The organism is Actinomadura sp. NPDC049382, from assembly GCF_040677125.1.
In the GTDB taxonomy this organism is placed as follows: Bacteria; Actinomycetota; Actinomycetes; order Streptosporangiales; family Streptosporangiaceae; genus Spirillospora; species Spirillospora geliboluensis.
This window is the reverse complement of sequence record NZ_JBFARO010000127.1, coordinates 1-22,887: the sequence shown is the minus strand read 5'-3', so window position 1 is coordinate 22,887 and position 22,887 is coordinate 1. Positions and strand designations below refer to the sequence as shown.

Annotated in this window: 23 protein-coding genes; 10 read left to right on the top strand and 13 right to left on the bottom strand. The window is 73.4% G+C overall.

The window, feature by feature from the left end:
* Positions 1-549 (top strand): hypothetical protein (locus AB0K34_RS38905; protein WP_364553759.1); only part of this gene is annotated, 549 nt, incomplete at its 5' end.
* Positions 550-571: 22 nt separating this feature from the next.
* Here AB0K34_RS38905 and AB0K34_RS38900 read toward each other — a convergent pair.
* On the bottom strand, positions 572-1,480 hold the full coding sequence (locus AB0K34_RS38900; protein WP_171069183.1) for an SDR family oxidoreductase: 909 nt from the start codon (positions 1,478-1,480) through the stop codon (positions 572-574).
* Entirely contained in the window at positions 1,477-2,250 is a 774-nt protein-coding gene (locus AB0K34_RS38895) for an SDR family oxidoreductase (RefSeq protein ID WP_364553757.1), read from the bottom strand. Before AB0K34_RS38895 ends, AB0K34_RS38900 begins: the two co-directional genes overlap by 4 nt.
* A gap of 54 nt (positions 2,251-2,304) precedes the next feature.
* Here AB0K34_RS38895 and AB0K34_RS38890 point away from each other — a divergent pair, with 54 nt between their 5' ends.
* Genes AB0K34_RS38890 through AB0K34_RS38875 form a run of 4 tightly spaced genes read left to right on the top strand, consistent with a single transcriptional unit; the run spans position 2,305 to position 5,753 of the window.
* On the top strand, positions 2,305-3,051 hold the full coding sequence (locus tag AB0K34_RS38890; RefSeq protein ID WP_138638542.1) for an enoyl-CoA hydratase family protein: 747 nt from the start codon (positions 2,305-2,307) through the stop codon (positions 3,049-3,051).
* Positions 3,052-3,062: 11 nt separating this feature from the next.
* Positions 3,063-3,911, top strand: coding sequence for a CoA-transferase (locus AB0K34_RS38885; RefSeq protein ID WP_138638550.1), 849 nt, complete (start codon positions 3,063-3,065; stop codon positions 3,909-3,911).
* Positions 3,908-4,639: a CoA-transferase gene (locus AB0K34_RS38880; protein ID WP_138638543.1), complete on the top strand. Its 732-nt coding sequence runs from the start codon at positions 3,908-3,910 to the stop codon at positions 4,637-4,639. The genes AB0K34_RS38885 and AB0K34_RS38880 overlap by 4 nt, the downstream gene beginning before the upstream one ends.
* Positions 4,640-4,691: 52 nt before the next feature.
* Positions 4,692-5,753 (top strand): nitronate monooxygenase, encoded by a 1,062-nt coding sequence (locus tag AB0K34_RS38875; protein ID WP_138638544.1) that lies wholly within the window; start codon positions 4,692-4,694, stop codon positions 5,751-5,753.
* Here AB0K34_RS38875 and AB0K34_RS38870 read toward each other — a convergent pair.
* Positions 5,722-6,363: a TetR/AcrR family transcriptional regulator C-terminal domain-containing protein gene (locus AB0K34_RS38870; RefSeq protein WP_364553754.1), complete on the bottom strand. Its 642-nt coding sequence runs from the start codon at positions 6,361-6,363 to the stop codon at positions 5,722-5,724. The genes AB0K34_RS38875 and AB0K34_RS38870 overlap by 32 nt on opposite strands.
* Positions 6,364-6,432: 69 nt before the next feature.
* Here AB0K34_RS38870 and AB0K34_RS38865 point away from each other — a divergent pair, with 69 nt between their 5' ends.
* A complete protein-coding gene (locus AB0K34_RS38865; protein WP_364553752.1) occupies positions 6,433-7,008 on the top strand; it encodes a peroxiredoxin-like family protein in 576 nt (191 codons plus the stop codon).
* A gap of 3 nt (positions 7,009-7,011) precedes the next feature.
* Here the strand turns inward: AB0K34_RS38865 and AB0K34_RS38860 are convergent, their stop codons facing one another.
* From AB0K34_RS38860 to AB0K34_RS38835, 6 genes are all read right to left on the bottom strand, one after another.
* Complete coding sequence (locus AB0K34_RS38860; RefSeq protein ID WP_364553750.1) at positions 7,012-7,992, bottom strand: zinc-binding dehydrogenase; 981 nt, start codon at positions 7,990-7,992, stop codon at positions 7,012-7,014.
* The gene (locus AB0K34_RS38855) at positions 7,992-9,002 is read right to left on the bottom strand and encodes an aldo/keto reductase (protein ID WP_364553748.1); all 1,011 of its coding nucleotides are present in this window, start codon (positions 9,000-9,002) and stop codon (positions 7,992-7,994) included. The genes AB0K34_RS38860 and AB0K34_RS38855 overlap by 1 nt, the downstream gene beginning before the upstream one ends.
* Before the next feature lie 136 nt (positions 9,003-9,138).
* Entirely contained in the window at positions 9,139-9,999 is an 861-nt protein-coding gene (locus tag AB0K34_RS38850) for a helix-turn-helix transcriptional regulator (protein WP_364553746.1), read from the bottom strand.
* Positions 10,000-10,027: 28 nt separating this feature from the next.
* Positions 10,028-11,209, bottom strand: coding sequence for an acyl-CoA dehydrogenase family protein (locus AB0K34_RS38845; protein ID WP_364553744.1), 1,182 nt, complete (start codon positions 11,207-11,209; stop codon positions 10,028-10,030).
* 30 nt (positions 11,210-11,239) lie between these two features.
* Entirely contained in the window at positions 11,240-12,016 is a 777-nt protein-coding gene (locus AB0K34_RS38840) for an enoyl-CoA hydratase/isomerase family protein (protein ID WP_364553742.1), read from the bottom strand.
* Between the two features lie 60 nt (positions 12,017-12,076).
* Positions 12,077-12,772 (bottom strand): GntR family transcriptional regulator, encoded by a 696-nt coding sequence (locus AB0K34_RS38835; protein WP_138640807.1) that lies wholly within the window; start codon positions 12,770-12,772, stop codon positions 12,077-12,079.
* A 92-nt stretch (positions 12,773-12,864) separates the two neighbouring features.
* On the opposite strand from AB0K34_RS38835, the gene AB0K34_RS38830 reads away from it, so the two are divergent.
* Entirely contained in the window at positions 12,865-14,016 is a 1,152-nt protein-coding gene (locus AB0K34_RS38830; RefSeq protein ID WP_364553739.1) for an acyl-CoA dehydrogenase family protein, read from the top strand.
* Positions 14,017-14,032: 16 nt separating this feature from the next.
* Here the strand turns inward: AB0K34_RS38830 and glpK (AB0K34_RS38825) are convergent, their stop codons facing one another.
* A complete protein-coding gene (glpK, locus tag AB0K34_RS38825) occupies positions 14,033-15,559 on the bottom strand; it encodes a glycerol kinase GlpK (protein WP_364553737.1) in 1,527 nt (508 codons plus the stop codon).
* Positions 15,560-15,601: 42 nt separating this feature from the next.
* Positions 15,602-16,369 (bottom strand): IclR family transcriptional regulator, encoded by a 768-nt coding sequence (locus AB0K34_RS38820; protein WP_138640804.1) that lies wholly within the window; start codon positions 16,367-16,369, stop codon positions 15,602-15,604.
* A gap of 247 nt (positions 16,370-16,616) precedes the next feature.
* Between AB0K34_RS38820 and AB0K34_RS38815 the strand changes: the two genes are divergently transcribed.
* The 3 genes from AB0K34_RS38815 (at position 16,617) to AB0K34_RS38805 (ending at position 20,766) form a co-directional block, all read left to right on the top strand.
* Complete coding sequence (locus AB0K34_RS38815) at positions 16,617-17,453, top strand: MIP/aquaporin family protein (RefSeq protein ID WP_301177343.1); 837 nt, start codon at positions 16,617-16,619, stop codon at positions 17,451-17,453.
* A 34-nt stretch (positions 17,454-17,487) separates the two neighbouring features.
* A complete protein-coding gene (glpK, locus tag AB0K34_RS38810; RefSeq protein ID WP_364553735.1) occupies positions 17,488-19,005 on the top strand; it encodes a glycerol kinase GlpK in 1,518 nt (505 codons plus the stop codon).
* A gap of 105 nt (positions 19,006-19,110) precedes the next feature.
* Positions 19,111-20,766 carry a glycerol-3-phosphate dehydrogenase/oxidase gene (locus tag AB0K34_RS38805; protein ID WP_364553733.1) on the top strand — a complete coding sequence of 552 codons (1,656 nt, stop codon included), beginning with the start codon at positions 19,111-19,113 and terminating at the stop codon, positions 20,764-20,766.
* Here AB0K34_RS38805 and AB0K34_RS38800 read toward each other — a convergent pair.
* On the bottom strand, positions 20,763-21,569 hold the full coding sequence (locus AB0K34_RS38800) for a MaoC family dehydratase N-terminal domain-containing protein (protein ID WP_364553731.1): 807 nt from the start codon (positions 21,567-21,569) through the stop codon (positions 20,763-20,765). The genes AB0K34_RS38805 and AB0K34_RS38800 overlap by 4 nt on opposite strands.
* Positions 21,570-21,593: 24 nt before the next feature.
* A complete protein-coding gene (locus AB0K34_RS38795) occupies positions 21,594-22,754 on the bottom strand; it encodes an NADH:flavin oxidoreductase (protein WP_364553729.1) in 1,161 nt (386 codons plus the stop codon).
* Between the last annotated feature and the right edge of the window lie 133 nt (positions 22,755-22,887).

Here is a 22,887-nt window from a genome sequence, read left to right as displayed (position 1 = left end):
GCGCTGGCCGCCGTGGCGACCGCCGCCGCCGGGACGTACTGGGCGCTCGCCGGGCCGGCGGGCGGAGCGCACCACCGCCCGGCGGACCGGTGGCTGCGGGCCGGCTCCGACGTCCCCGACCGGTACCGCGGCCTGATCGTCCAGGCGGGGACGTGGTGCCGGATGCCGGGGCTGAGCCCGGCGCTGATCGCGGCGATGCTGAAGGCGGAGAGCGGCTTCGACCCGCACCTGTCCGACCCGGCCAGGGACGAGTACGGCATCGCCCGCTGGACGCCGCGGGTCCTGGTGTTCTGGCAGCCGGGCGGGCTCGACAACCCCGAGCCCGCCCCGGGCCGGATCACGCCGGAGCTGTCGATCCCGGCGATGGGCCGCTTCCTGTGCTTCTGGGGCAAGGACCTGAAGAACGTGCCGGGCGACCCGGCACTGAACCTCGCCGCCACCTACCGGACGTCGTCCAAGACGGTGGTGAAGGCGGGCGGTGTGCCCGCCAAGGTCAGGCCCTACACCGACCTGGTCCGCCGCTACTTGGACGACTACCGGCCGCGTTAACGCCGCGTCCGGCCGGCCCGGCTCAGCCGGCGCCGTAGACGGGCTCGGGGGCGGGTGCCTTGGCCAGGAGGTCCTTGACGACGTCGCCGACCTCGGCCGGGTCCCAGCGGGCGCCCTTGTCGGCCGTGGGGCCGTGCCGGAAGGCGTCCATCACGCAGATCTTGCCGCCCTCGGCCTCGAAGACGCGGCCCGTGACGCCGCGGGACCCGGCGGAGCCGAGCCAGACGACGAGCGGCGAGACGTTCTCGGGGGCCATCGCGTCGAACTCGCCCTCGGCCGGGGCGGCCATCGTCTGCGCGAAGACCTCCTCGGTCATCCGGGTGCGGGCGGCGGGCGCGATCGCGTTGACGGCCACGCCGTAGCGGCCCATCTCGGCGGACGCGACGAGGGTCAGCCCGACGATGCCGGCCTTGGCTGCGGAGTAGTTGCCCTGCCCGACGCTGCCGAGCAGCCCGGCGCCGGACGAGGTGTTGATCACGCGGGCGTCGACGTCGCGGCCCGCCTTGCTCTCCGCCCGCCAGTACCGGCCGGCGTGCTTGAGCGGCAGGAAGTGGCCCTTGAGGTGGACGCGCATGACGGCGTCCCATTCGTCCTCGCCCAGGTTGATCAGCATGCGGTCGCGCAGGAACCCGGCGTTGTTGACGAGGGTGTCCAGCCGCCCGAACGTGTCGACCGCGGCCGCGACCAGGGCGGCGGCGCCCGCGTCGGTGGCGATGTCGTCGGTGCTGGCGACGGCCTTCCCGCCGAGCGCCTCGATCTCCTGGACGACGTCGTGCGCGGGGCCCCCGGACGCGTCGCCGGTGCCGTCGCGCGCGACGCCGAGGTCGTTCACGACGACGAGGGCGCCCTGGCGGGCGAACTCCAGCGCGTGGGCGCGGCCGAGCCCGCGGCCGGCGCCGGTGACGGCGACCACCCGGTCCTTGCAGATCATCGTGATTCCTCCTTGTTCACGGTGGCGGCGTCCAGGAAGGCGGGGCGCTCTCCCCCGCCGTGGACCTGCATCGACGCGCCGGTGACGTAGGACGCGAGGTCCGAGGCCAGGAACGCGCAGGCGGCGCCGATGTCGTAGGGGTCGGCGAGGCGGCCCATCGGGACGGTCCCGGCCACGGCCGCGACGCCGTCCTCGTCCCCGTAGTGCAGGTGGGACAGCTCGGTGCGGACCATCCCGAGGATCAGCGTGTTGACCCGGATGTGCGGCGCCCACTCGACGGCGAGCGAGGTGGTGAGGCTGTGCAGGCCGGCCTTGGCGGCGCCGTAGGCGGCGGTGCCGGGCGACGGCCGCACCCCGCTCACGCTGCCGATGTTGATGACCGAGCCGCCGCCGCGCTCCATGATCTTCGGCTGCAGGGCGCGCGCCATGATCAGCGCGGAGGTCAGGTTCAGCTCGATGATCTTGACGTGGGTGCGCAGGCTCCCGTCGGCGACCGGCAGGTAGGGCGCGCCGCCCGCGTTGTTGACCAGCACGTCGACGCCGTCGAGGCCGTCGGCGAACGCCTGCACGGCGTCGGGGTCGCGCACGTCCAGCGAGACGAACCGCGCCGTCCGGCCGCCCGCCTCGGGCAGCGCCTCGGGTTCGCGCCTGGCGACCGCGACGACGTCGGCGCCCGCCTCCAGCAGGGCGCGGCTGATCCCGGCGCCGACCCCGCGCACGCCCCCCGTGACCACGGCGGTCCGGCCGCCCAGGTCGAGCGTCAGTGACATTCCGCCTCCTCTGCTACCTTCTGTTCTAACAAATGTTTGGTGGAAAGGTAGCGCATGGGAGTCTCCACCACGACCCTGGACGGGGTCGCCGAGATCGTCGTGGACGCGCCGCCGGTCAACGCACTGACCGTCGCGGGCTGGTACGAGCTGGCCGACGCGGTGCTCGCCGCGGGCCGCGACCCCGAGGTCGGCGCGGTCGTGCTCCGGGCCGAGGGCCGGGGCTTCAACGCGGGCGTCGACATCAAGGAGATGCAGAGCACCGAGGGCCACGGCGCCCTCGTCGGCGCGAACCGCGGCTGCTACGCCGCCTTCGCCGCCGTGTACGACTGCGAGGTCCCGGTCGTCGCCGCGGTCCACGGCTTCTGCCTCGGCGGCGGGGTCGGCCTCGCCGGCAACGCCGACATCGTGGTCGCCGCGCAGGACGCCTACTTCGGGCTGCCGGAGGTGGACCGGGGCGCCCTCGGCGCCGCGACCCACCTGGCCCGGCTCGTCCCGCAGCACCTGATGCGCGCGATGGTCTACACGTGCCGCAACGTCACGGCGGCGGAGCTGCACCACCACGGCTCGGTGCTGGAGGTCGTCCCGGCGGACGAGCTGCGCGCCAAGGCCCTGGAGGTCGCCGCGAACATCGCCGCCAAGGACCGGTACGTGATCCGGCGCGCCAAGGAGTCGCTCAACGGCATCGACCCGGTCGACGTCAAGCGCAGCTACCGCTACGAGCAGGGCTTCACGTTCGAGCTGAACCTCGTCGGCGCGGGCGACGAGCACCGTGACGCCTTCGTCGCGAAGGGGGCCAAGTGAGTTCCAAGGTGATGTCGGCCGACGAGGTCGCCGCGTCGCTGGAGAGCGGCATGACCGTCGGGATCGGCGGCTGGGGGTCGCGGCGCAAGCCGATGGCGCTCGTCCGGGCGATCCTCCGCTCCCCGGTCACCGACCTGACCGTGGTGAGCTACGGCGGCCCGGACGTCGGCCTGCTGTGCGCGGCCGGGAAGGTCCGGCGGCTCGTCACGGCGTTCGTGACGATGGACTCGGTCCCGCTGGAGCCGCACTTCCGGCAGGCGCGCCAGACGGGCGCGATCGAGCTGACCGAGTACGACGAGGGCATGTTCCTGTTCGGGCTGTACGCGGCGGCGCACCGGCTGCCGTTCCTGCCGACCCCGGTCGGGCTCGGCTCGGACGTGATGAAGGTCAACCCGGAGCTGAAGACGGTCCGGTCGCCGTACGACGACGCGACCGAGCTGGTCGCCGTCCCGGCCCTGACGATGGACGTGGCGCTCGTCCACATGAACCGCGCCGACGCCCGCGGCAACGCGCAGTACCTCGGCCCCGACCCGTACATGGACGACCTGTTCGCCAAGGCGGCCGGCCGCACCTACGTCTCGTGCGAGCGGCTGGTCGACACGGCCGACTTCGCCAAGGAGGGGCCGGTGCAGTCCATGCTGATCAGCCGGTCGCACGTGGCGGGCGTGGTGGAGACCCCGAACGGGGCGCACTTCACCGACTGCGTGCCCGACTTCGGGCGGGACGAGAAGTTCCAGAAGCTCTACGCGCAGTCCGCGGCCGACCCGGAGAAGTGGGCCGAGTTCAGCGCGCGGTTCCTGTCCGGCGACGAGGCCGCCTACCAGGACGCCGTCCGGACCTGGCGGGAGGAGTCCCGATGAGTGATGTGACGCGCGCGGAGGTGTGCGCCGCGGCGTGCGCCGACCTGTTCCGCGGCGACGGGGAGATCGTCGCGGCGGCGGTGGCGGGGTTCGTGCCGATGCTGGGGTCCCGGCTGGCGCGGGCCACGTTCGAGCCCGACCTGCTGACGACCGACGGCGGGCCGTCGCTGAGCGCCGAGCCGGTCCCGCTCGGCCGGTCGGCGGAGACCGTCGAGGGCTGGCTGCCGTTCCGCGACCACCTGTGGCTCGTCCTGAACGGCCGCCGGCACGTGGTGATGGGGCCGAGCCAGATCGACGCGCACGGCAACACCAACATCTCGTGCATCGGCGACTGGGAGCGGCCGTCGCGGCAGCTCCTCGGGGTGCGCGGCGGGCCCGGCAACACGCTGCTGAACACGACGAGCTACTGGGTGCCCAAGCACTCGACCCGCGTGTTCACCGAGAAGGTCGACATGGTGAGCGGCGTCGGCTGGGACCGGGGCGCGCACGAGATCCGCGCGGTCGTGACCAACCTCGCCGTCCTCGACTTCGACACCCCGGACCGGCGGATGCGGCTGCGCTCGGTGCACCCGGGCGTGAGCGTCGCGGACGTGACCGCCGCCACCGGCTTCGAGCTGGCCGTCCCGGACGAGGTGCCCGAGACGCGGCTGCCGGACGAGGCCGAGCTGCGGATCATGCGCGAGGTGCTCGACCCGAAGGGGCTGCGGGAGCGAGAGGTTCCGGCATGAGCGAAGCGAACCGGGGGGCGCGGGGGGCCGTCCCCCGCAGGAGGTGGGCCTGATGGAGCAGCTGCTCGACACCCCGCTGACCCGGCTGGCCGGCGTGCGGCACCCGGTCGTCCAGACCGGCATGGGATGGGTGGCCGGGCCGCGGCTCGTCACCGCCGTGGCGAACGCGGGCGGGCTCGGCATCCTGGCCTCGGCGACGATGACCCTCGACCAGCTCGCCGACGCGATCCACGAGGTCAAGGACCGCACCGACGCGCCGTTCGGGGTCAACCTGCGGGCCGACGCCGGCGACGCGGGCGACCGCATCGACCTGCTGATCAAGGAGGGCGTGAAGGTCGCGTCGTTCGCGCTCGCCCCCAAGCAGGAGCTGATCGCCAAGCTGAAGGACGCCGGGCTCGTGGTGATCCCGTCCGTCGGCGCGCGGCGGCACGCGGAGAAGGTCGCGGGCTGGGGCGCGGACGCCGTGCTCGTCCAGGGCGGCGAGGGCGGCGGCCACACCGGCGCCGTCGCCACCACGCTGCTGCTGCCGCAGGTCGTGGACGCGGTCGACATCCCGGTCATCGCGGCCGGCGGCTTCTTCGACGGGCGCGGCCTCGCCGCCGCGCTCGCCTACGGGGCGGCGGGCGTCGCGATGGGCACCCGGTTCCTGCTGACCTCCGACAGCTCGGTGCCCGACGCGGTCAAGCAGGTCTACCTGCGGACCGGCGAGACCGTGGTGACGCGGCAGGTGGACGGCATGCCGCACCGCGTGCTGCGCAGCGAGCTGGTCGACACGCTGGAGAAGTCCGGGCGGGTCGGCGGGCTCGTGCGGGCGGTGCGCAACGGCGCCCGGTTCAAGAAGCTGTCCGGGATGTCGTGGCGGGAGATGATCGCCGACGGCAAGGCGATGAAGCACGGCAAGGACCTGTCCTGGTCGCAGGTGCTGATGGCCGCGAACACGCCGATGCTGCTGAAGGCGGCCATGGTGGACGGCCGCCCCGATCTCGGCGTGATGGCCTCGGGCCAGGTCGTCGGCGTCATCGACGACCTGCCCACCTGCGGTCAGCTGATCGACGGCATCGTGCGGCAGGCCGCCGCGGCGATCACCGCCCAGCAGTCCCTTCTGGTGCGCTAGGCGCGCCCAGGCCGCGCAGCACGGCCGCCAGTCCCCCGCGGAACTCCTCGTCGGGGCCGATCCGGCGGCCGTGCCGCGCGGTCTCCGCCAGATGGGGGAACTCCTCCCGGGGCAGCGCGGCGATGGCGGCCGTCCCCTCCCCCGACAGCGCCCCCAGATGCTCCAGCTGGATCGCGCCGATGATGTAGGCGAGCACGGCGCGCAGCGCGATGGCCCCGCGCCGCCCGGTGATGCCGGCCTCGGCGAGGATCCCGGCGACCGCCTCCCCCCAGCACAGGGAGCCCGCCGACGCGTGCCGATGGGCGAGCGTCAGCGGCATGATCGCGGCGTGCGCGACGAAGGCGTTCCGCAGCCGCAGCGCCATGGCCGTGATCCGCTCCTCCCACGGCCCGTCGTCCGGCGGCACCGGGTCGACCTCCGCGTAGACGAGGTCGACGACGAGGCCCTCCAGTTCCTCCCTGTCCCGCACGTAGCGGTAGAGCGCCATGGTGCTCATCCCGAGCTCCTTGGCGACGGCGCGCATGGACAGCCCGGCGAGCCCGTCGCGGTCGATGACGGCGAGCGCGGCTCCGGCGAGCTTCTCGGTGGTGAGCGAGCGTGGTCGAGGCATGGCGCTTGACAGCGTACGGCATACGCCTACGATCGTCAGCGTATGCCGTACACCTAAAGGAGCGGTGCCATGCACCTCGCGCCCGGTTCCGACGTCCCCGCCCGTGAGCTGACGCCCGTCAGCGGCCCGGCGGTGCCCGTCCCCGACCCCGGCCGCCTCGTCCACCTGCAGTTCCGCCGGTTCGCGGGCTGCCCGGTCTGCAACCTGCACCTGCGCTCGTTCGCCGTCCGGCACGCCGAGATCGAGGCCGCGGGCGTCCGCGAGGTCGCGGTCTTCCACTCCGCCGCCGAGGAGCTGCGCGAGCACGTCGCCGGCCTCCCGTTCGCCGTGATCGGCGACCCGGGCAAGCGGCTGTACGCCGAGTTCGGCGTGGAGTCCGCCCGCCGCGCGCTGCTCGACCCGCGCGTGTGGTGGACGATCGTCCGCGCCCTCGCCGCAAGCGGCCGGGCGCTCGCCCGCGGCCAAGCGAAGGCGCCGAAGCTCCGCCCGGACGGCGGCCGCCTCGGCCTGCCCGCCGACTTCCTGATCGGCGCGGACGGCCGCCTCCTCGCCGCCAAGTACGGCGAGCACGCGGGCGACCAGTGGAGCGTCGACGAGCTGCTCGCACTGGCCGCCGGCGCCCCGGCCCCCTCCGGGCGGCGCTGAGGTTCAGCCGCCCACGGCGAGGACGAGCTTCCCGGTCGTGGCGCCCGACTCGATGCGCTCGTGCGCCTCGGCGGCCCGCTCCAGGGGCAGTTCCTCCACCTGGACGCGCAGGCCGCCGGAGGCCGCGGCGGCCACGGCGCGGCGCAGCGCGCGGCCCGCCTCGACCGGCGCGGTCCCCGCGAACGCGGCGAGGTTGAACCCGGACACGGTCTTGTTGGCGAACCACAGCTCGTTCGCCGGGACGCCGACGTCGTCCGCGCCGGACGCGTTGCCCATCACCACCAGCCGGCCCATCGGGGCGAGCGCGTCCAGGCTCGCGCGGCGGGCGGGGCCGCCGACCATGTCCACGACGATGTCGAAGCCGCGGCCGCCGGTGAGGCCGGCGACCTCCCCCGCCAGGTCGCCGCGCAGCACGACGTCGTCGTAGCCGAACCGGCGCGCCGCCTCGACCTTGGCCGGGCCGCGGACGGTCCCGGCCACCCGGCCCGCGCCGAGCAGCCGGGCGGCCTGCCCGAGCTGGCTGCCGACGCCCCCGGCCGCCGCGTGCACCAGGACGCTCTCGCCCGGCTCGATGCGCGCGACGCGGTCCAGGACGAGGAACGCGGTGGCGCCGTTGGACGGGACGGCCGCCGCGACGTCCAGCCCGAGGCCCAGGCCGTCGAGCGGGGCGACGAGTTCGGCGGACGTCACGGCGACCTCCGCGTAGCCGCCGCCGGCCACGATCGTCAGGGCGGCGACGGACTGGCCCCTGCGCAGCCCCTCGACGTCCGGCCCGACCTCCCGGATGCGGCCGGACACCTCGATGCCGGGAACGAACGGCAGCGGCACCTCGACGACGCCCCGCCGGTACAGGACCTCGGCGAAGTTCGCCCCCGCGTACGCGACGTCGATGGACACCTGCCCCGGCCCCGGCTCGGGGACCTTCACCTCGGCCGGGCGCAGGACGTCCGCTCCGCCGAACTCGGGGATCGTGACGGCGCGCATCAGTACCGGCCGCCGACGGCCGCGGGCACCTCGTCCAGCTCGGCCAGGTCGGTCTCGGTGAGGTCGAGGCCGGCGGCGCCGGCGTTGTCGCGCAGGTAGCGCCGCTTCTTGGTGCCGGGGATCGGGATGACGTGGTCGCCCTGCGCGAGCGTCCAGGCGATCGCCACCTGTGCGGGAGTGGCGCCGTGCCGGGCGGCGACGGCCTTGACCACGTCCACGATGCGCATGTTGGCCCGGATGGCGTCCTCCTGGAAGCGCGGGTTGCCGGCCCGGAAGTCGGTGCCCTCGAAGTCGGCCGAGGTGACGGTCCCGGTCAGGAACCCGCGGCCGAGCGGGGAGAACGGGACGAACGCGGCCCCGTTGGCGGCGCACCAGCCGACCACGTCGCCCACGCCCCCGCCGGTCCCGGCCGTGTCGCCGGGCATGGTCCCCGCGCGGCCGCCGGGCGCGCCCATCGCGTCGCGCGTCCACAGCGACAGCTCCGACTGGACCGCCGCGACCGGGTGGATCGCGTGCGCCTCGGCGGCCTGCGCGACGCTGACCTCCGACAGCCCGAGCGTGCGGACCTTGCCCTCGGCGACCAGTTCCGCCATCGCCCCCCAGGTCTCGGCGAGCGGCACGTCCGGGTCGACCCGGTGCAGGTAGTACAGGTCGATCACGTCGGTGCCGAGGCGGCGCAGGCTGTCCTCGGCGGACGCCTTGGCGTGCTCCGGGCGGCCGTCGCGGACGATGTTCCGGGTGACCGGGGACTCCACGACCAGGCCCGTCTTCGTGGCGACGACCGCCTCGTCCCGGCGGCCCTTCAGCGCGCGGCCGACGAGGGTCTCGTTGTGGCCGTCGCCGTAGGGCTGCGCAGTGTCCAGGAACGTGACGCCGAGGTCGAGGGCCTCCCGGATCAGCGCGACCGACGCCTCGTCGTCCCGCTCCGACTCGGTGTAGGCCCAGCTCATCCCCATGCATCCGAGCCCGACGGCGCCCACCGGCGTGCCCGCGAAATCACGCGTCCTCATGACTCGTCCTCCTTAGGTTCTCGCTACGAGGACGATCCTGCAGGGCGCGCGCGGAGGATGGCAGACTCCGTTGAACCTGGGTGTGGCACCACCACCCTCGGGGCGGCACGGGCCCGCGGAGACCGGCCCGCGGAGGTCAGCCGGCGGCGGGCAGGGCGCGGCGGGCCATCAGGCGTTCGAGGCGCTCCTGCGTGCCGGTGCCCGGCCGCGGGTTGTGCAGCACCAGGTGGTGGCCCGGACGGTCGGCGAGCGGCAGCATCGTCCCCTCGAAGACCAGCTCGCCCGCGTCGGGGTGCTGGATCCCCTTGACGGCCAGCGGCGGCGCGCTCACCTCGTGGCGGGGCCACAGCTCGGCGAACTCGGGGCTGGCGGCCAGCATGTCGGCGATGAGCCGGTCGAAGCCGGGGTCGTCGGGGTAGCGGGCGGCGTCGGCGCGGAACCGCGCGACGACGTCGGGCGCGGCGGCGGTCCAGTGCGTGTGCATCGACCGGTAGCGGACGTTGGTGAAGAACGTCACCAGGCAGTTGTGGTCGGTGTCGCCGTAGCCGAACACCTCGCGGGCCGCGTCGTTGATGGCGAGGAAGTTCCAGTGCCGGTCGCGGACGTAGGCGGGGCGCGGGGACCAGGCGTCCAGCACCCGCTGCAGCTCCGGCGTGACCGGGACGGCCGGGTCGGCCTCCGCCTGCGGCGGGTTCAGGCCGGCGAGCAGGTACAGGTGCTCGCGCTCGGCCGCGTCCAGCCGCAGCGCGCGGCCGACCGCGTCGAGGACGTCGCCGGAGACCTTGATGTCGCGGCCCTGCTCCAGCCAGGTGTACCAGGACACCCCGACCCCGGCGAGGACGGCGACCTCCTCGCGGCGCAGGCCCGGGGTGCGGCGCCGGCCCCCGTCGGGCATGCCGACGTCGGCGGGGGTGAGCCGGGCGCGGCGGGTCCGCAGGAAGTCGCGCAGCTCGTCGCGGCGGCGGCCGGGGGCGGCGGCGGGGGTCGGGCTGGCCATGCCGCCACGATATCCGCCGCCCGCCCGGTCAGCCCGCGCCGTCCAGCAGCCGGCGGCCGATGATCATCTTCTGGATGTCGGCGGTGCCCTCGCCGATCAGCAGCATCGGCGCCTCCCGGTAGAGCCGCTCGATCTCGAACTCCGTGGAGTACCCGTAGCCGCCGTGGATCCGGAACGCGTCCTCCACGACCTCCTTGCAGTACTCGCTGGCCAGGTACTTCGCCATGCCCGCTTCGAGGTCGTTGCGCTCGCCGGAGTCCTTGCGCCGCGCCGCCATGACCATCATCTGGTGCGCGGCCTCGACCTTGGTGGCCATCTCGGCGAGGCGGAACAGGACGGCCTGGTGCTCGGCGATGGGCCTGCCGAACGTCTCGCGCTGCCGCGCGTAGTCCAGGGCCAGCTCGTAGGCGCGCCTGGCGACGCCGCAGCCGCGCGCCGCGACGTTGACGCGGCCGACCTCGACGCCGTCCATCATCTGGTAGAAGCCCCGCCCTGGCGCGCCGCCGAGGATCTGGGCCGCCGGGACGCGGTACCCGTCGAAGAGCAGCTCGGTGGTGTCGACGCCCTTGTAGCCCATCTTCTCGATCTTGCCCGGGACGGTCAGGCCGGGCGCGACCTCGCCGAAGCCGGGGGTCTTGTCGATGAGGAACGTCGTCATGCCGCGGTGGCCGGCGTCGGGGTCGGTCTTGACGAGCGTGGCGACGAGGTTGGCGGAGCCGCCGTTGGTCAGCCACATCTTCTGGCCGTCGATCACGTAGGCGTCGCCGTCGAGGACGGCGCGGGTCGTGATGGCGGAGACGTCGGACCCGCAGCCGGGCTCCGACATCGAGAACGCGCCCCGGACCTCCCCGGTCGCCATCTTCGGCAGGTAGTGCGCCTGCTGCTCGGCGGTGCCGTGGTGGGCGATCATCCAGGCGACGATGAAGTGGGTGTTGACGATGCCGGACACGCTCATCCAGCCGCGCGACAGCTCCTCCACCACCAGCGCGTACGTCAGCAGCGACGCGCCGAGCCCGCCGTGCTCCTCGCCGATCATCAGGCCGAAGAGCCCGAGGTCCCTCATGCCGTCGACGATCGCCTGCGGGTACTCGTCGGCGTGCTCCAGGGCGGTGGCGACCGGGAGGATCTCCCGGTCGACGAACGCGCGGACGGTCGCGACGATCTCCCGCTGCTCGTCCGACAGCCCGTGCGTCTGCTGCAGCCTGCTCATCCGTGCTCCCTCTCTGGCGGCCCTGAAGCCCTAGCGGCCCTCGAAACGCGGCGGGCGGCGCGCGGCGAACGCGGCGCGGCCCTCGGCGAAGTCGGCGCTGCCGAACAGCGCGGTCTGCTCCTCCATCTCGGCCTCCAGCAGCCCGTCCGGGCCGAGATCGGTGCGGGCCAGCAGCCGCTTGGCGGCGGCGACCGAGAGCGGGGCGAGCGCGGCCGCCTCGGCGGCCAGGCCGAGCGCGGCGTCCAGGGCCCCGCCGGGCGGCGCGAGGGAGTCGGCGAGGCCGATCTCGTGGGCGCGGGGCGCGGGGACGGTCCGCCCGAACACGAGCATCTCCTTGGCGCGGCCCATGCCGACGCGGCGCGGGAGCGTCCAGAGCAGGCCGCCGTCGGCGACGAGGCCGACCTTGCCGAACGCGGCGACGAACCGGGCGTCCTCCGCGGCGACCACGTGGTCGCAGACGGCGGCGAGGGACACCCCGAGCCCGGCGGCGGCGCCCTCGACGGCCGCGATCACCGGTGTGCCGCACGTCGCGATGAGCCGGACGGCCTCGTGCAGCGGGGTGAGCCGGGCGCGGACGTCGTCGGGCGCGGCGCCCTCCATCGACCGGACGTCGCCGCCCGCCGAGAACGTCCCGCCGGCGCCGGTCAGCACGATCGCCCGCACCGCGGGGTCGTCGGCGGCGCGCCGCAACTCCGCCAGGAGCCGCTCGCGCGTCGGGAGGTCGACCGCGTTGCGCGCCTCCGGCCGGTTCAGCGTGAGCACGCGCGCCGCGCCGCGATCGGTGACCGTGACCACCTGGTCGTCCATCCGCCCTCCCGGAAATTTTTTATACGATACGTGGCCTGCCACGGCCGGGTTCGGGCGGCCTCACTCCGCCTCGGCCGCCCAGAAGCCCCGCGCCTCCAGATGCACCACCAGCAGCGTGCCCGCGTGCCGGATGTGGGCGCGCATCGCCTGCCGCGCGGCCTCGGCGTCCCCGGCGCGCAGCGCGGCGAGGACGAGCCGGTGGTCGTCGACCGACGCCCGCGTCCAGCCCTCGATGCCCGCGTAGAAGCGGCGCGGCGCGTACCGGACCACGGTCTGCAGCAGCCACGCCATCTTCGGCGACCCGGCGCGCAGGTTGATCAGCCGGTGGAACTGGTGGTTGGCGCGCTCGATGCCCGCCGAGTCGCCGGCCGCGAACGCCTCCTCCAGCAGCGCCTGCGTCCGGTCGAGGGCGTCCAGGTCGGCCTCGGCCGCCCGGCCGGCGGCGCGGGCGGCCAACTCCCCGGCGAAGTACGCCTGAGCCTCGAACAGGTCTTGGACGTCCTGCCGGGTGAGGGGCGCCGGCATGAACCCGCGGCGCGGCTCCAGCGTGACGAAGCCCTCGCCGCGCAGCGACAGCAGCGCCTCCCGGACCGGGGTGACGCTGATCCCGAGGTCGTCGGCGATCCGCTCCAGCCGGAGGAACTCGCCGTGCCTGACCTGGCCGGACATGATCAGGTCGCGGACGTGCGCGGCCACCTCGTCGCTCAACTGGCGGCGGCGGCCGAGGGCCGGGCCGCCGGATCCGGCAGCGGTCATCGTCCCCCCTGGGCGCCTGCGGTATTTTCACATCAAATATATGAGAGATCGCCCCCGTGCGGGAGCCCGCGCGGGAGGAGGGTGGAGCCGCCGTGTTCACGCTCAGCGACGAGGAGCGCGCCATCGTCGAGGTCGTCGCGGACTTCGTCGACAGGGAGGTCCGCCCGGTCGCCCGGGACCTGGAGCACGCGGGCGCGTACCCCGAGCGCCTCATCGACCGGATGAAGGAGCTCGGCGTCTACGGCCTCGCCGTGCCCGCGCCGTACGGCGACGTCGCCGTCTCCAAGGCGTGCTACGCGCTCGTCACCGAGGAGCTGGCGCGCGGCTGGATGACCCTCGCCGGCGCGTTCGGCGGGCACACGGTCGTCTCGCACCTGCTCGCGGTGTTCGGCACCGAGGAGCAGAAGGCCCGCTACCTGCCCAGGATGGCGACGGGCGAGCTGCGCGCCACGATGGCGCTCACCGAGCCGTCCGGCGGCTCGGACCTGCAGGCGATGAGCACGACCGCGCGGCGGGACGGCGACCGGTACGTCGTCGACGGCGCCAAGATGTGGATCACCAACGCCCGGATGTCGGGGCTCATCGCGCTGCTGTGCAAGACCGACCCGCACGCGTCCCCGCGCCACCGGGGCATCAGCATCCTGCTGGTGGAGAAGGGCCCCGGCCTGACCGTCTCCCGCGACCTGCCGAAGCTCGGCTACAAGGGTGTGGAGAGCTGCGAGCTGTCCTTCGACGGCTACGAGGCGCCGCTCGACGCGCTGCTCGGCGGCGAGGAGGGGCGCGGTTTCGCCCAGATGATGCGGGGCCTCGAAGTGGGCCGCATCCAGGTCGCGGCGCGCGCGCTCGGCGTCGGCCGCGCCGCCCTTGAGGACTCCCTCCGCTACGCCCAGCAGCGCGAGGCGTTCGGCAAGCCGATCTGGCAGCACCAGTCGATCGGCAACTACCTCGCCGACATGGCCACGCAGCTGCGCGCCGCGCGGCTGCTCACCCTCGACGCCGCCCGGCGCCTGGACGCGGGCGAGCGCTGCGACATGGAGGCGGGCATGGCCAAGCTCTACGCGTCCGAGGCCGCGATGCAGATCGCGCTGAACGCGGTCCGCATCCACGGCGCGGCGGGCTACTCCACCGAGTTCGACGTGGAGCGCTACTTCCGCGACGCCCCGCTGATGATCGTCGGCGAGGGGACGAACGAGATCCAGCGCAACGTCATCGTCAAGCAGCTGATCGAGCGCAACCGGATCTAGGACGGGGGCTTCGGCCTCACGGCGCGGTCGCGGGGTCCTCGCCGGCGCGGATCCAGCCGAACGTGCGCTCCACGGCCCGCTTCCAGTTGTCGTACTCGGCGGCGCGCCGCGTCGGCTCCATCGCCGGGACCCAGCGGGCGGCCCGGTGCCAGTTGCGGCGCAGCCCTTCGAGGCCAGCCCAGTAGCCGACGGCGAGCCCGGCGGCGTAGGCGGCGCCGAGCGACACCGTCTCCACCACCATCGGCCGCTCCACGGGCACGTTCAGCATGTCCGCGACCATCTGCATGACGAGGTTGTCGGACGTCATGCCGCCGTCGGCCTTCAGCTCCTTCAGGCCGAGCCCCGAGTCGGCGTTCATCGCGTCCACCACCTCACGGGTCTGCCAGCCGGTCGCCTCCAGCACGGCCCGCGCCAGATGCCCCTTCGTGATGTAGGACGTGAGGCCGACGATGATGCCGCGCGCCTCGCTGCGCCAGTGCGGCGCGAACAGCCCGGAGAAGGCCGGGACGATGTAGCAGCCGCCGTTGTCGTCGACCGTCCGGGCCAGGGTCTCGATCTCCGGCGCGGTGGAGATCAGCCCGAGGCCGTCCCGGAACCACTGGACGAGCGCGCCGGTGATCGCGATCGAGCCCTCCAGCGCGTACACCGCGGGCTCGTCGCCGATCTTGTAGCCGACGGTGGTGAGCAGCCCGTTCGCGGACTTCACCGGCGTGGTGCCGGTGTTCATCAGCAGGAACGCGCCCGTCCCGTAGGTGCACTTGGTATCGCCCGGGGAGAAGCACGTCTGCCCGAACAGCGCGGCCTGCTGGTCGCCGAGGGCGGCGCCGATCAGCACCCCGGGGAACACGCGGCGTGCCGTCCCGTAGGTCTCGGTGGACGACCGGATCTCCGGCAGCATCGCGGCCGGCACGCCGAAGAAGTCGAGCAGGCCGGCGTCCCAGGACAGGGTGCGCAGGTCCATCAGCAGGGTGCGGCCGGCGTTGGTCACGTCGGTGACGTGCACGCCGCCGTCGACGCCGCCGCTGAGGTTCCAGATCAGCCAGCTCTCCATCGTGCCGAACAGGACCTCACCGCGTTCGGCGCGCTCCCGGAGGCCGGGCGTGTGGTCGAGCAGCCAGCGGATGCGCGGCGCGGAGAAGTAGGCGGCCAGCGGCAGCCCGCTGCGCTCGGTGACCATCGCGGCGCCGGGGGCGCGGGCCAGCTCGTCCACCAGGGCGCCGGTGCGGGTGTCCTGCCAGACGATGGCGCGGCCGATCGGGACACCGGTCAGCCGGTCCCACAGGACGGTCGTCTCGCGCTGGTTGGCGATCCCGACCGCGGCGACCTGGTTCGCGGTCACCCCCGCCTGGGCGAGCGCCTCAGGGGCGATCCGCTCCAGGTTGCGCCAGATCTCCATCGGGTCGTGCTCGACCCAGCCCGGCTTCGGGAAGTGCTGCCGGTGCTCGCGCTGCGCGACCGACACCAGCCGGCCGCCGTGGTCGAACAGGATGCACCGCGTCGAGGTGGTGCCCTGGTCGATCGACATCACGTAGCGCTCGGTCACGGCCGGCCCCCTCCCTCCGGACGCGGCGCCGGGGCCGCGGCGTCACCAGCGCGAGCCCCCGAGGTCGCGGGAGACGGCGCGGGCCGCGTCCCGCACGTACCCGACGAGCCGCGGCTCGGGGACGCGCCGCGCGTCGCAGATCCGCTCGACCGCGCCGGAGATGCCGATGGCCCCGACCACCAGCCCCCCGTGCCCGCGGATCGGCGCGGCGATGCCGGCCTCGCCGATCGACAGCTCCTCGGTCTCGGCGGCCCAGCCGTTCTCCCGCACCCGGGTGGCGGCCCGTGCGAGTTCGCGCGGATCGGTGATGGTGCGCCGGCAGTAGGACTCCAGGACGGTGTCGCGGATGGACGCGGCGGCGTTGGCGTCGTGGGCGAGCAGCGCCTTGCCGAGGGCGGTGGCGTGCAGCGGCAGCAGCGAGCCGACGTCCATGGCCTGGAGGGTGTCGTCGGGCCGGAAGACGTGGTGGACGACCAGGACCTTGCCCTCCAGCAGGGTCCCGATGCGGACGGCCTCGCCGCTGCGCGAGGCGAGCGCGTCGGCCCAGTTGATGGCGCGGGACCGCAGCTCGTTGACGTCCAGGTAGCTGGTGCCGAGATGCAGCAGGGCGGCGCCGAGCTGGTACTTGCCGGTGCCGCCGTCCTGCTCGACGAAGCCGACGCGCTCCAGGGTGCGCAGGATGCCGTGCGCGGTGCCGCGGGCGAGCCCGAGCGAGCTGGCGACCTCACCGACGCCGAGCCGTCCCGAACTGGCGGCGAGCAGCCGCAGGATCGCGGCGGCGCGCTCGATCGACTGCACGGGTCCGGGCACGAATCCCAGGGTAGTTCTCTCGGCGGTGTGCCGACAATGTCGGCGCTTGTCGCGATTGTCGTCCCGTACGGTCCGAACTGCCCGGATTCTGTGATCTCGTGCACAGACTGGAGGGTAACCGGCGCCGGGCAACGGGGAAAGTGTTCGACATTGTCGGCAGCCTCCCGTTGTCGGCGGTTCATCCCCGACTTACCGTCTGGCCAGCCTCACGGGGCCTCGCGTCCACCCCACCTGCCGAGGAGAGCCCATGACGGAACGCACCGCGCAACGACCGAGAATCCCCTCGCTCGCCGGTGAGCTCGCGGCCGAGTTCGCCGGCACCCTGATCCTCATCCTGTTCGGCGTCGGCGTCGTCGCGCAGGTCGCCGCCGCCGGCATCGGCGACCACGACAGCATCGCCTGGGCCTGGGGGCTCGGCGTCACGCTCGGCGTCTACGTCGCCGCCCGGATCAGCGGCGCCCACCTCAACCCCGCCGTCACCATCGGGCTCGCCGCGTTCAAGGAGTTCGCCTGGCGCAAGACCGCGCCCTACATCGCCGCGCAGACGGCGGGCGCGTTCATCGCGGCGCTGCTCGTCCGCTGGAACTACAGCGAGGTGCTCGCCAAGGTCGACCCCGGCCACACCATCAAGACGCAGGGCGTCTTCTCCACCCTGCCCGGCAACGGCACCCTCCCGGTCGGCACCTGGGGCGCGTTCCGCGACCAGGTCATCGGCACCGCGATCCTGCTGTTCGTGATCAAGGCGCTGACCGACATCCGGAACTCGCCGCCGCTGGCCAACCTGGCCCCGTTCCTGATCGGCCTGCTGGTGGTCGCGATCGGGATGGCGTTCGGCACCGACGCCGGCTACGCGATCAACCCCGCCCGCGACTTCGGCCCCCGGCTCGCCTCGTTCCTCACCGGCTACGGCGGCGCGTGGCGGGACCAGTACGGCGACCTGTACTTCTGGGTCCCGATCGTCGGCCCGCTGATCGGCGGCGTCCTCGGCGTCGGACTCTACAAGGCCCTGATCGGGCGGTTCCTGCCCCCCGAGGAGCCCGCCCAGGACATCGCCAAGCCCGAACCGCAGTACGAGACGGCCTGACCGTCCCGCACCCTCATCCCAGGAGACCGCACGCATGGCCGACTTCGTCGGAGCCCTCGACCAGGGCACGACCAGCACCCGCTTCATGATCTTCGATCACGGCGGGAACGAGATCGCCCGCCACCAGCTGGAGCACGAGCAGATCCTGCCGCGGGCGGGCTGGGTGGAGCACAACCCGACCGAGATCTGGGAGCGGACCCGCGCCGTCGTCCAGACCACGCTGAACAAGGCGAACCTGGGCCACACCGACCTGGCCGCGTTCGGCATCACCAACCAGCGCGAGACGACCGTGGTGTGGAACCGGCGCACCGGCCGCCCGTACTACAACGCGATCGTCTGGCAGGACACCCGCACCGACCGCATCGCCGCCGCCCTGGAACGCGACGGCAAGGGCGACGTCATCCGCCGGAAGGCCGGGCTGCCGCCGGCCACCTACTTCTCCGGCGGCAAGATCCAATGGATCCTGGAGAACGTCGACGGGGTCCGGGAGGCCGCAGAAGCGGGCGACGCCGTCTTCGGCACGACCGACACATGGGTGCTCTGGAACCTGACCGGCGGGACGAACGGCGGCGTCCACGTCACCGACCCGACCAACGCCAGCCGCACCATGCTGATGGACCTGGAGACCCTCAGCTGGGACGACGAGCTCCTGTCGTTCTTCGGCATCCCCCGCTCCATGCTGCCGGAGATCAAACCGTCCTCGGCGCCCGCCGGATACGGAGTCACCCGCGCGGACGGCCCGCTCGGCGGCGAAGTCCCGCTGACCGCCGCCCTGGGCGACCAGCAGGCCGCGACCGTCGGACAGGTGTGCTTCGCACCCGGCGAAGCCAAGAACACCTACGGCACCGGCAACTTCCTCCTGCTCAACACCGGTGAGGAACTCGTCCGGTCCAAGAGCGGCCTGCTGACGACCGTCTGCTACCAGTTCGGAGCCGAGAAGCCGGTCTACGCGCTGGAAGGCTCGATCGCGGTGACCGGGTCGGCCGTGCAGTGGCTGCGCGACCAGCTCGGCATCATCTCCGGCGCCTCCGAAAGCGAAGCCCTGGCCCGGCAGGTCGACGACAACGGCGGCGTCTACTTCGTCCCGGCCTTCTCGGGCCTTTTCGCCCCCTACTGGCGCTCCGACGCGCGCGGCGCCATCGTCGGCCTGTCCCGCTTCAACACCAACGCCCACGTCGCCCGCGCCACCCTCGAAGCCATCTGCTACCAGTCACGCGACGTCGTGGAGGCGATGCGGGAGGACTCCGGCGTCTCCCTGGACGTCCTGAAGGTCGACGGCGGCGTCACCGCCAACGAGTTGTGCATGCAACTGCAGGCCGACATCCTCGGCGTCCCGGTCTCCCGGCCCGTCGTCGCCGAGACCACCGCCCTCGGCGCCGCCTACGCCGCCGGCCTCGCCGTCGGCTTCTGGAACACCACCGACGAACTCCGCCAGAACTGGAACGAGGACAAGCGCTGGCACCCCACCTGGGACGACGACCAGCGCCAGACCGGCTACGCCGGCTGGAAGAAGGCCGTCACCCGCACCCTCGACTGGGTCGACATCGACTGACCACCCCCGGGCCGCGGCCCCCAGCCGCGGCCCGGGCCGTCCTCCGGCCCCCACCCGCCACTAATCAGTTAACGAACTTCCTTCGGCTTTTTTTGGGAGAGAGCAGTGACATCCGTAGCCCTCGGTCCGCGGTACCGCGAGGACGCGCTGCGCGCCCTCGCCGAGGCCGAGTTCGACGTGCTGGTGATCGGCGGCGGCATCGTCGGTGCCGGCGCGGCCCTCGACGCGATCTCGCGGGGGCTGTCCGTCGCCCTGGTGGAGGCGCGGGACTGGGCGGCGGGGACGTCCAGCCGCTCCAGCAAGCTCATCCACGGCGGCCTGCGCTACCTCGAACAGCGCGACTTCGGGCTGGTGCGGGAGGCGCTGCGGGAACGCGGCCTGCTCCTGCACCGCCTCGCGCCGCACCTGGTGCGTCCCGTCCAGTTCCTGTATCCGCTGCGCAACCGGGTGTGGGAGCGGGCCTACGTCAGCGCGGGCGTCACCCTGTACGACACGATGGGCGGTAGCCGGGCACTGCCCCGCCACCGGCAACTGACCCGGCGCGGGGCGCTGCGCCAGGCGCCCGCGCTGCGCTCGGACGCACTGGTGGGCGCCGTCCAGTACTACGACGCGCAGGTGGACGACGCCCGCTACACGATGATGGTCGCGCGCACCGCGGCCCAGTACGGCGCGAAGGTCGTCACCCGGGCCGAGGCGACGGGGTTCCTGCGCGAGGGCGAGCGGGTCACCGGCGCCACGGTCGTCGACCTGGAGGGCGGCCAGGAAATCGCCGTGCGGGCCCGTCGGGTGGTGTGCGCGACCGGTGTGTGGACGGACGGCGCGCAGGCGATGACCGGCTCCCGGGCCGCGTTCGGGGTCCGCGCGTCCAAGGGCGTCCACCTGGTGGTGCCGCGCGACCGGATCCCGATGGAGACCGGCCTGATCACGCGGACGGCCAAAAGCGTGCTGTTCATCATCCCGTGGGGGCGGCACTGGCTCGTCGGCACCACCGACACCCCGCACGACGACGGGCCGGACGAGCCCGTCGCCGAGCACACCGACATCGGCTACCTCCTCGACCAGGCGAACGCCGTCCTTCGGACGCCGCTCACCCACGACGACATCGAGGGCGTCTACGCGGGGCTGCGGCCGCTGCTGTCCGGCGAGTTCGACGACACGACGCGGCTGTCGCGCGAGCACGCGGTCGCCGAGCCGGTCCCGGGCCTCGTCGTCGTCACCGGCGGCAAGTTCACCACCTACCGGGTGATGGCGCAGGACGCGGTGGACGCGGTCGCCGACGGCCTGGACGAGTCCGTGCCCGCGTCCGTCACCGCCCGGCTGCCGCTCCTCGGCGCGACCGGCTTCGAGGTGCTGTGGAACGAGCGGCGCCGCCTCGCCGCCGAGTCGGGGCTGCACGTCGCGCGGGTCGAGCACCTGCTGCGCCGCTACGGGGCGTGCGCCCTGGAGGTTCTGCGGCTCGTCGCCGACAGCTCGGCGCTCGGCGCGCCCATCCCCGGCGCCGAGGACTACCTGTGCGCCGAGGCCGTCTACGCGGTGACGCACGAGGGGGCCCTGCACCTGGAGGACGTCCTGGCCCGCCGGCTCCGGGCGGCGATCGAGGAGTGGGACGGCGGCGTGGCCGCGGCGTCCCGCGTCGCCGAACTGGTGGCGCCCGTCCTCGGCTGGGACGAGGAGGACGTCCACGACGAGATCAAGCGGTTCGTCCGGCGGACCGCCGAGGAGCGCCGCGGCGGCGCCGCCCACGCGGAGGCCGCCGCCTAGGCGAACGTCGCGGTCATCGCGGTGACCCCGCCGGGCCCCTCGATGGAGAGGTCCCCGTCCGGGGAGCCGGCCGCGACGAACGGCTGCCGCGCGTAGACGGGCCGGCGGGCGCGGAACGACAGCTCGCGCACCGTCCGGCCCGCCCGGCGCGGCAGTTCGAGGCAGAGGATCGCGAGCAGCGGCCCGTGCACGACGAGCCCGCCGTGCCCCTCCACTTCGGTCGCGTACGCCTCGTCGTAATGGATGCGATGGGCGTTGTAGGTAAGCGCGCTGAACCGGAACAGCAACACCGGATCAGCGGTGACCGGCAACATCCAAGGCGCCTTCACATCAGGGCTGGAAAACGAAACCTCGCCCGGCGAAGAATTGGCATCGCCGCTTCGGTAGACGAGATCCTGCTCCTCCACCGCGATCTCAGCGCCGTCCCGCAGAAAGACATGGCGGACGGTGACGAACAGCATTTCCCCACTGCGCCCTTGTTTCACGACCGTCGAGAGGAGCTCCGTCCTCCGGGTGACCGTGTCGCCGATCCGCAAGGGCTCCCGAATGCGAAACCGTCCTCCGGCGAACATGCGGCGCCGCTCAGGAAGGGGCGGCAGGAACCGCCCGTCGCGCGGATGCCCGTCCGGCCCGAGTTCCCGCTGCGCGGGCCGCTCCAGGAAGTGGACCCACTGCCACAGCGGCGGCAGCTCGTCCCCGGGCGGCTCGACGTCCAGCACCCCCGCGAGCGCCGCCGAGGGCGCCGCGTCGATGACCTCGGTCGCCTCCTGCGGCTCCGGCGCCCATCCCGCGATGTCGATCATCGGCTCATCGTCCCAGCCGGCGCGTCAGGCCGGGATGAGGGGGCAGTGGGTGCCCTTGTAGATGGTGGGGACGCACCGGTTGCAGTGGATGCACAGCGACGGGGTGGACCGGTCGGCGGCGATGCGGTTCACGAGGTCGGGTTCGCGGAGCAGGGCGCGCGCCATGGCGACGAACTGGAAGCCCTCCTCCATCGCCTTGTCCATGGTCTCGCGGGTGGTGATGCCGCCCAGCAGGACGAGCGGCAGGTCCAGTTCGGCGCGGAACCTGCGGGCGTGCTCCAGCAGGTAGGCGTCCTGGTACGGGTACACGCGCAGGAACCGCTTGCCGAACAGGCGCAGGCCGACGCGCATCGGCAGCTTGTAGCCGGCGGCGAACTCCGGGATGGGCATCTCGCCGCGGAACAGGTACATCGGGTTGAGCAGCGAGCTGCCCGCGGTCAGTTCGAGGGCGTCGACGGTGCCGTCGTCCTGCAGCGCGCGGGCGACGTACAGGCTGTCGTCGATCTCCAGGCCGCCGCGGACGCCGTCCCGCATGTTGAGCTTCGCGGTGATCGCGATGCGGTCGCCCACCTCGTCCCGGACGGCGCGGGCGATGCCGAGCGCGACCTTCGCGCGGTTCTCGATCGGCCCGCCGTACCCGTCCTTGCGCTTGTTGAGGCGCGGGCTGAGGAACGAGCTGGCCAGGTAGTTGTGCCCGAAGTGGATCTCCACGGCGTCGAACCCGGACTCGATCGCCAGCCGTGCGGCGTCGGCGTGCGCGCGGGTGATGCGCGCGATGTCGTCGGCCGTGGCGACCTTGGTGAACGCCATGCCGAGCGGGTTGAAGAAGCGCCCCGCCGAGATCGCGGGCAGCTTGTTGGAGCTGGCGTCCGCGACCGGCCCGGCGTGCCCGAGCTGCGCGGACGCGGCGGCGCCCTCGGCGTGCACGGCGTCGGTGAGCCGGCGCAGGCCCGGAACGGCCTCGGGCCGCATCCAGATCTGCCCCCGCTCCGTCCGCCCCTCGGGTGAGACCGCGCAGTAGGCGACGGTCGTCATGCCCACTCCCCCGGCGGCGGGCCGCCGGTGGTACTCGATCAGCTCATCGGTGACCAGGGACTCGGGCGCCATCCCCTCGAAGGTGGCCGCCTTGATCACCCGGTTGCGCAACGTCAGCGGCCCCAACCGAGCCGTCTCGAACACGTCCACACCAGCCTCCGTTCCACCCTCTTGAGTGAGAACCCCGATCCCCGAGTGAACAACCACCGGCTCTGGCTTGAACCTCGACCACCGGTCACGGGTCGGGCGGCCGGAGGGCGCCCAGCGCCCGGAGGCCGCCCGA

What these genes read in the sequence shown, in the direction of transcription:
- AB0K34_RS38900 (WP_171069183.1), bottom strand. Translation starts at nt 1,480, where the DNA reads ATGATCTGCAAGGACCGGGTGGTCGCCGTCACCGGCGCCGGCCGCGGG.
- AB0K34_RS38895 (WP_364553757.1), bottom strand. Translation starts at nt 2,250, where the DNA reads ATGTCACTGACGCTCGACCTGGGCGGCCGGACCGCCGTGGTCACGGGG.
- AB0K34_RS38890 (WP_138638542.1), top strand. Translation starts at nt 2,305, where the DNA reads ATGGGAGTCTCCACCACGACCCTGGACGGGGTCGCCGAGATCGTCGTG.
- AB0K34_RS38885 (WP_138638550.1), top strand. Translation starts at nt 3,063, where the DNA reads ATGTCGGCCGACGAGGTCGCCGCGTCGCTGGAGAGCGGCATGACCGTC.
- AB0K34_RS38880 (WP_138638543.1), top strand. Translation starts at nt 3,908, where the DNA reads ATGAGTGATGTGACGCGCGCGGAGGTGTGCGCCGCGGCGTGCGCCGAC.
- AB0K34_RS38875 (WP_138638544.1), top strand. Translation starts at nt 4,692, where the DNA reads ATGGAGCAGCTGCTCGACACCCCGCTGACCCGGCTGGCCGGCGTGCGG.
- AB0K34_RS38870 (WP_364553754.1), bottom strand. Translation starts at nt 6,363, where the DNA reads ATGCCTCGACCACGCTCGCTCACCACCGAGAAGCTCGCCGGAGCCGCG.
- AB0K34_RS38865 (WP_364553752.1), top strand. Translation starts at nt 6,433, where the DNA reads ATGCACCTCGCGCCCGGTTCCGACGTCCCCGCCCGTGAGCTGACGCCC.
- AB0K34_RS38860 (WP_364553750.1), bottom strand. Translation starts at nt 7,992, where the DNA reads ATGCGCGCCGTCACGATCCCCGAGTTCGGCGGAGCGGACGTCCTGCGC.
- AB0K34_RS38855 (WP_364553748.1), bottom strand. Translation starts at nt 9,002, where the DNA reads ATGAGGACGCGTGATTTCGCGGGCACGCCGGTGGGCGCCGTCGGGCTC.
- AB0K34_RS38850 (WP_364553746.1), bottom strand. Translation starts at nt 9,999, where the DNA reads ATGGCCAGCCCGACCCCCGCCGCCGCCCCCGGCCGCCGCCGCGACGAG.
- AB0K34_RS38845 (WP_364553744.1), bottom strand. Translation starts at nt 11,209, where the DNA reads ATGAGCAGGCTGCAGCAGACGCACGGGCTGTCGGACGAGCAGCGGGAG.
- AB0K34_RS38840 (WP_364553742.1), bottom strand. Translation starts at nt 12,016, where the DNA reads ATGGACGACCAGGTGGTCACGGTCACCGATCGCGGCGCGGCGCGCGTG.
- AB0K34_RS38835 (WP_138640807.1), bottom strand. Translation starts at nt 12,772, where the DNA reads ATGACCGCTGCCGGATCCGGCGGCCCGGCCCTCGGCCGCCGCCGCCAG.
- AB0K34_RS38815 (WP_301177343.1), top strand. Translation starts at nt 16,617, where the DNA reads ATGACGGAACGCACCGCGCAACGACCGAGAATCCCCTCGCTCGCCGGT.
- glpK (WP_364553735.1), top strand. Translation starts at nt 17,488, where the DNA reads ATGGCCGACTTCGTCGGAGCCCTCGACCAGGGCACGACCAGCACCCGC.
- AB0K34_RS38800 (WP_364553731.1), bottom strand. Translation starts at nt 21,569, where the DNA reads ATGATCGACATCGCGGGATGGGCGCCGGAGCCGCAGGAGGCGACCGAG.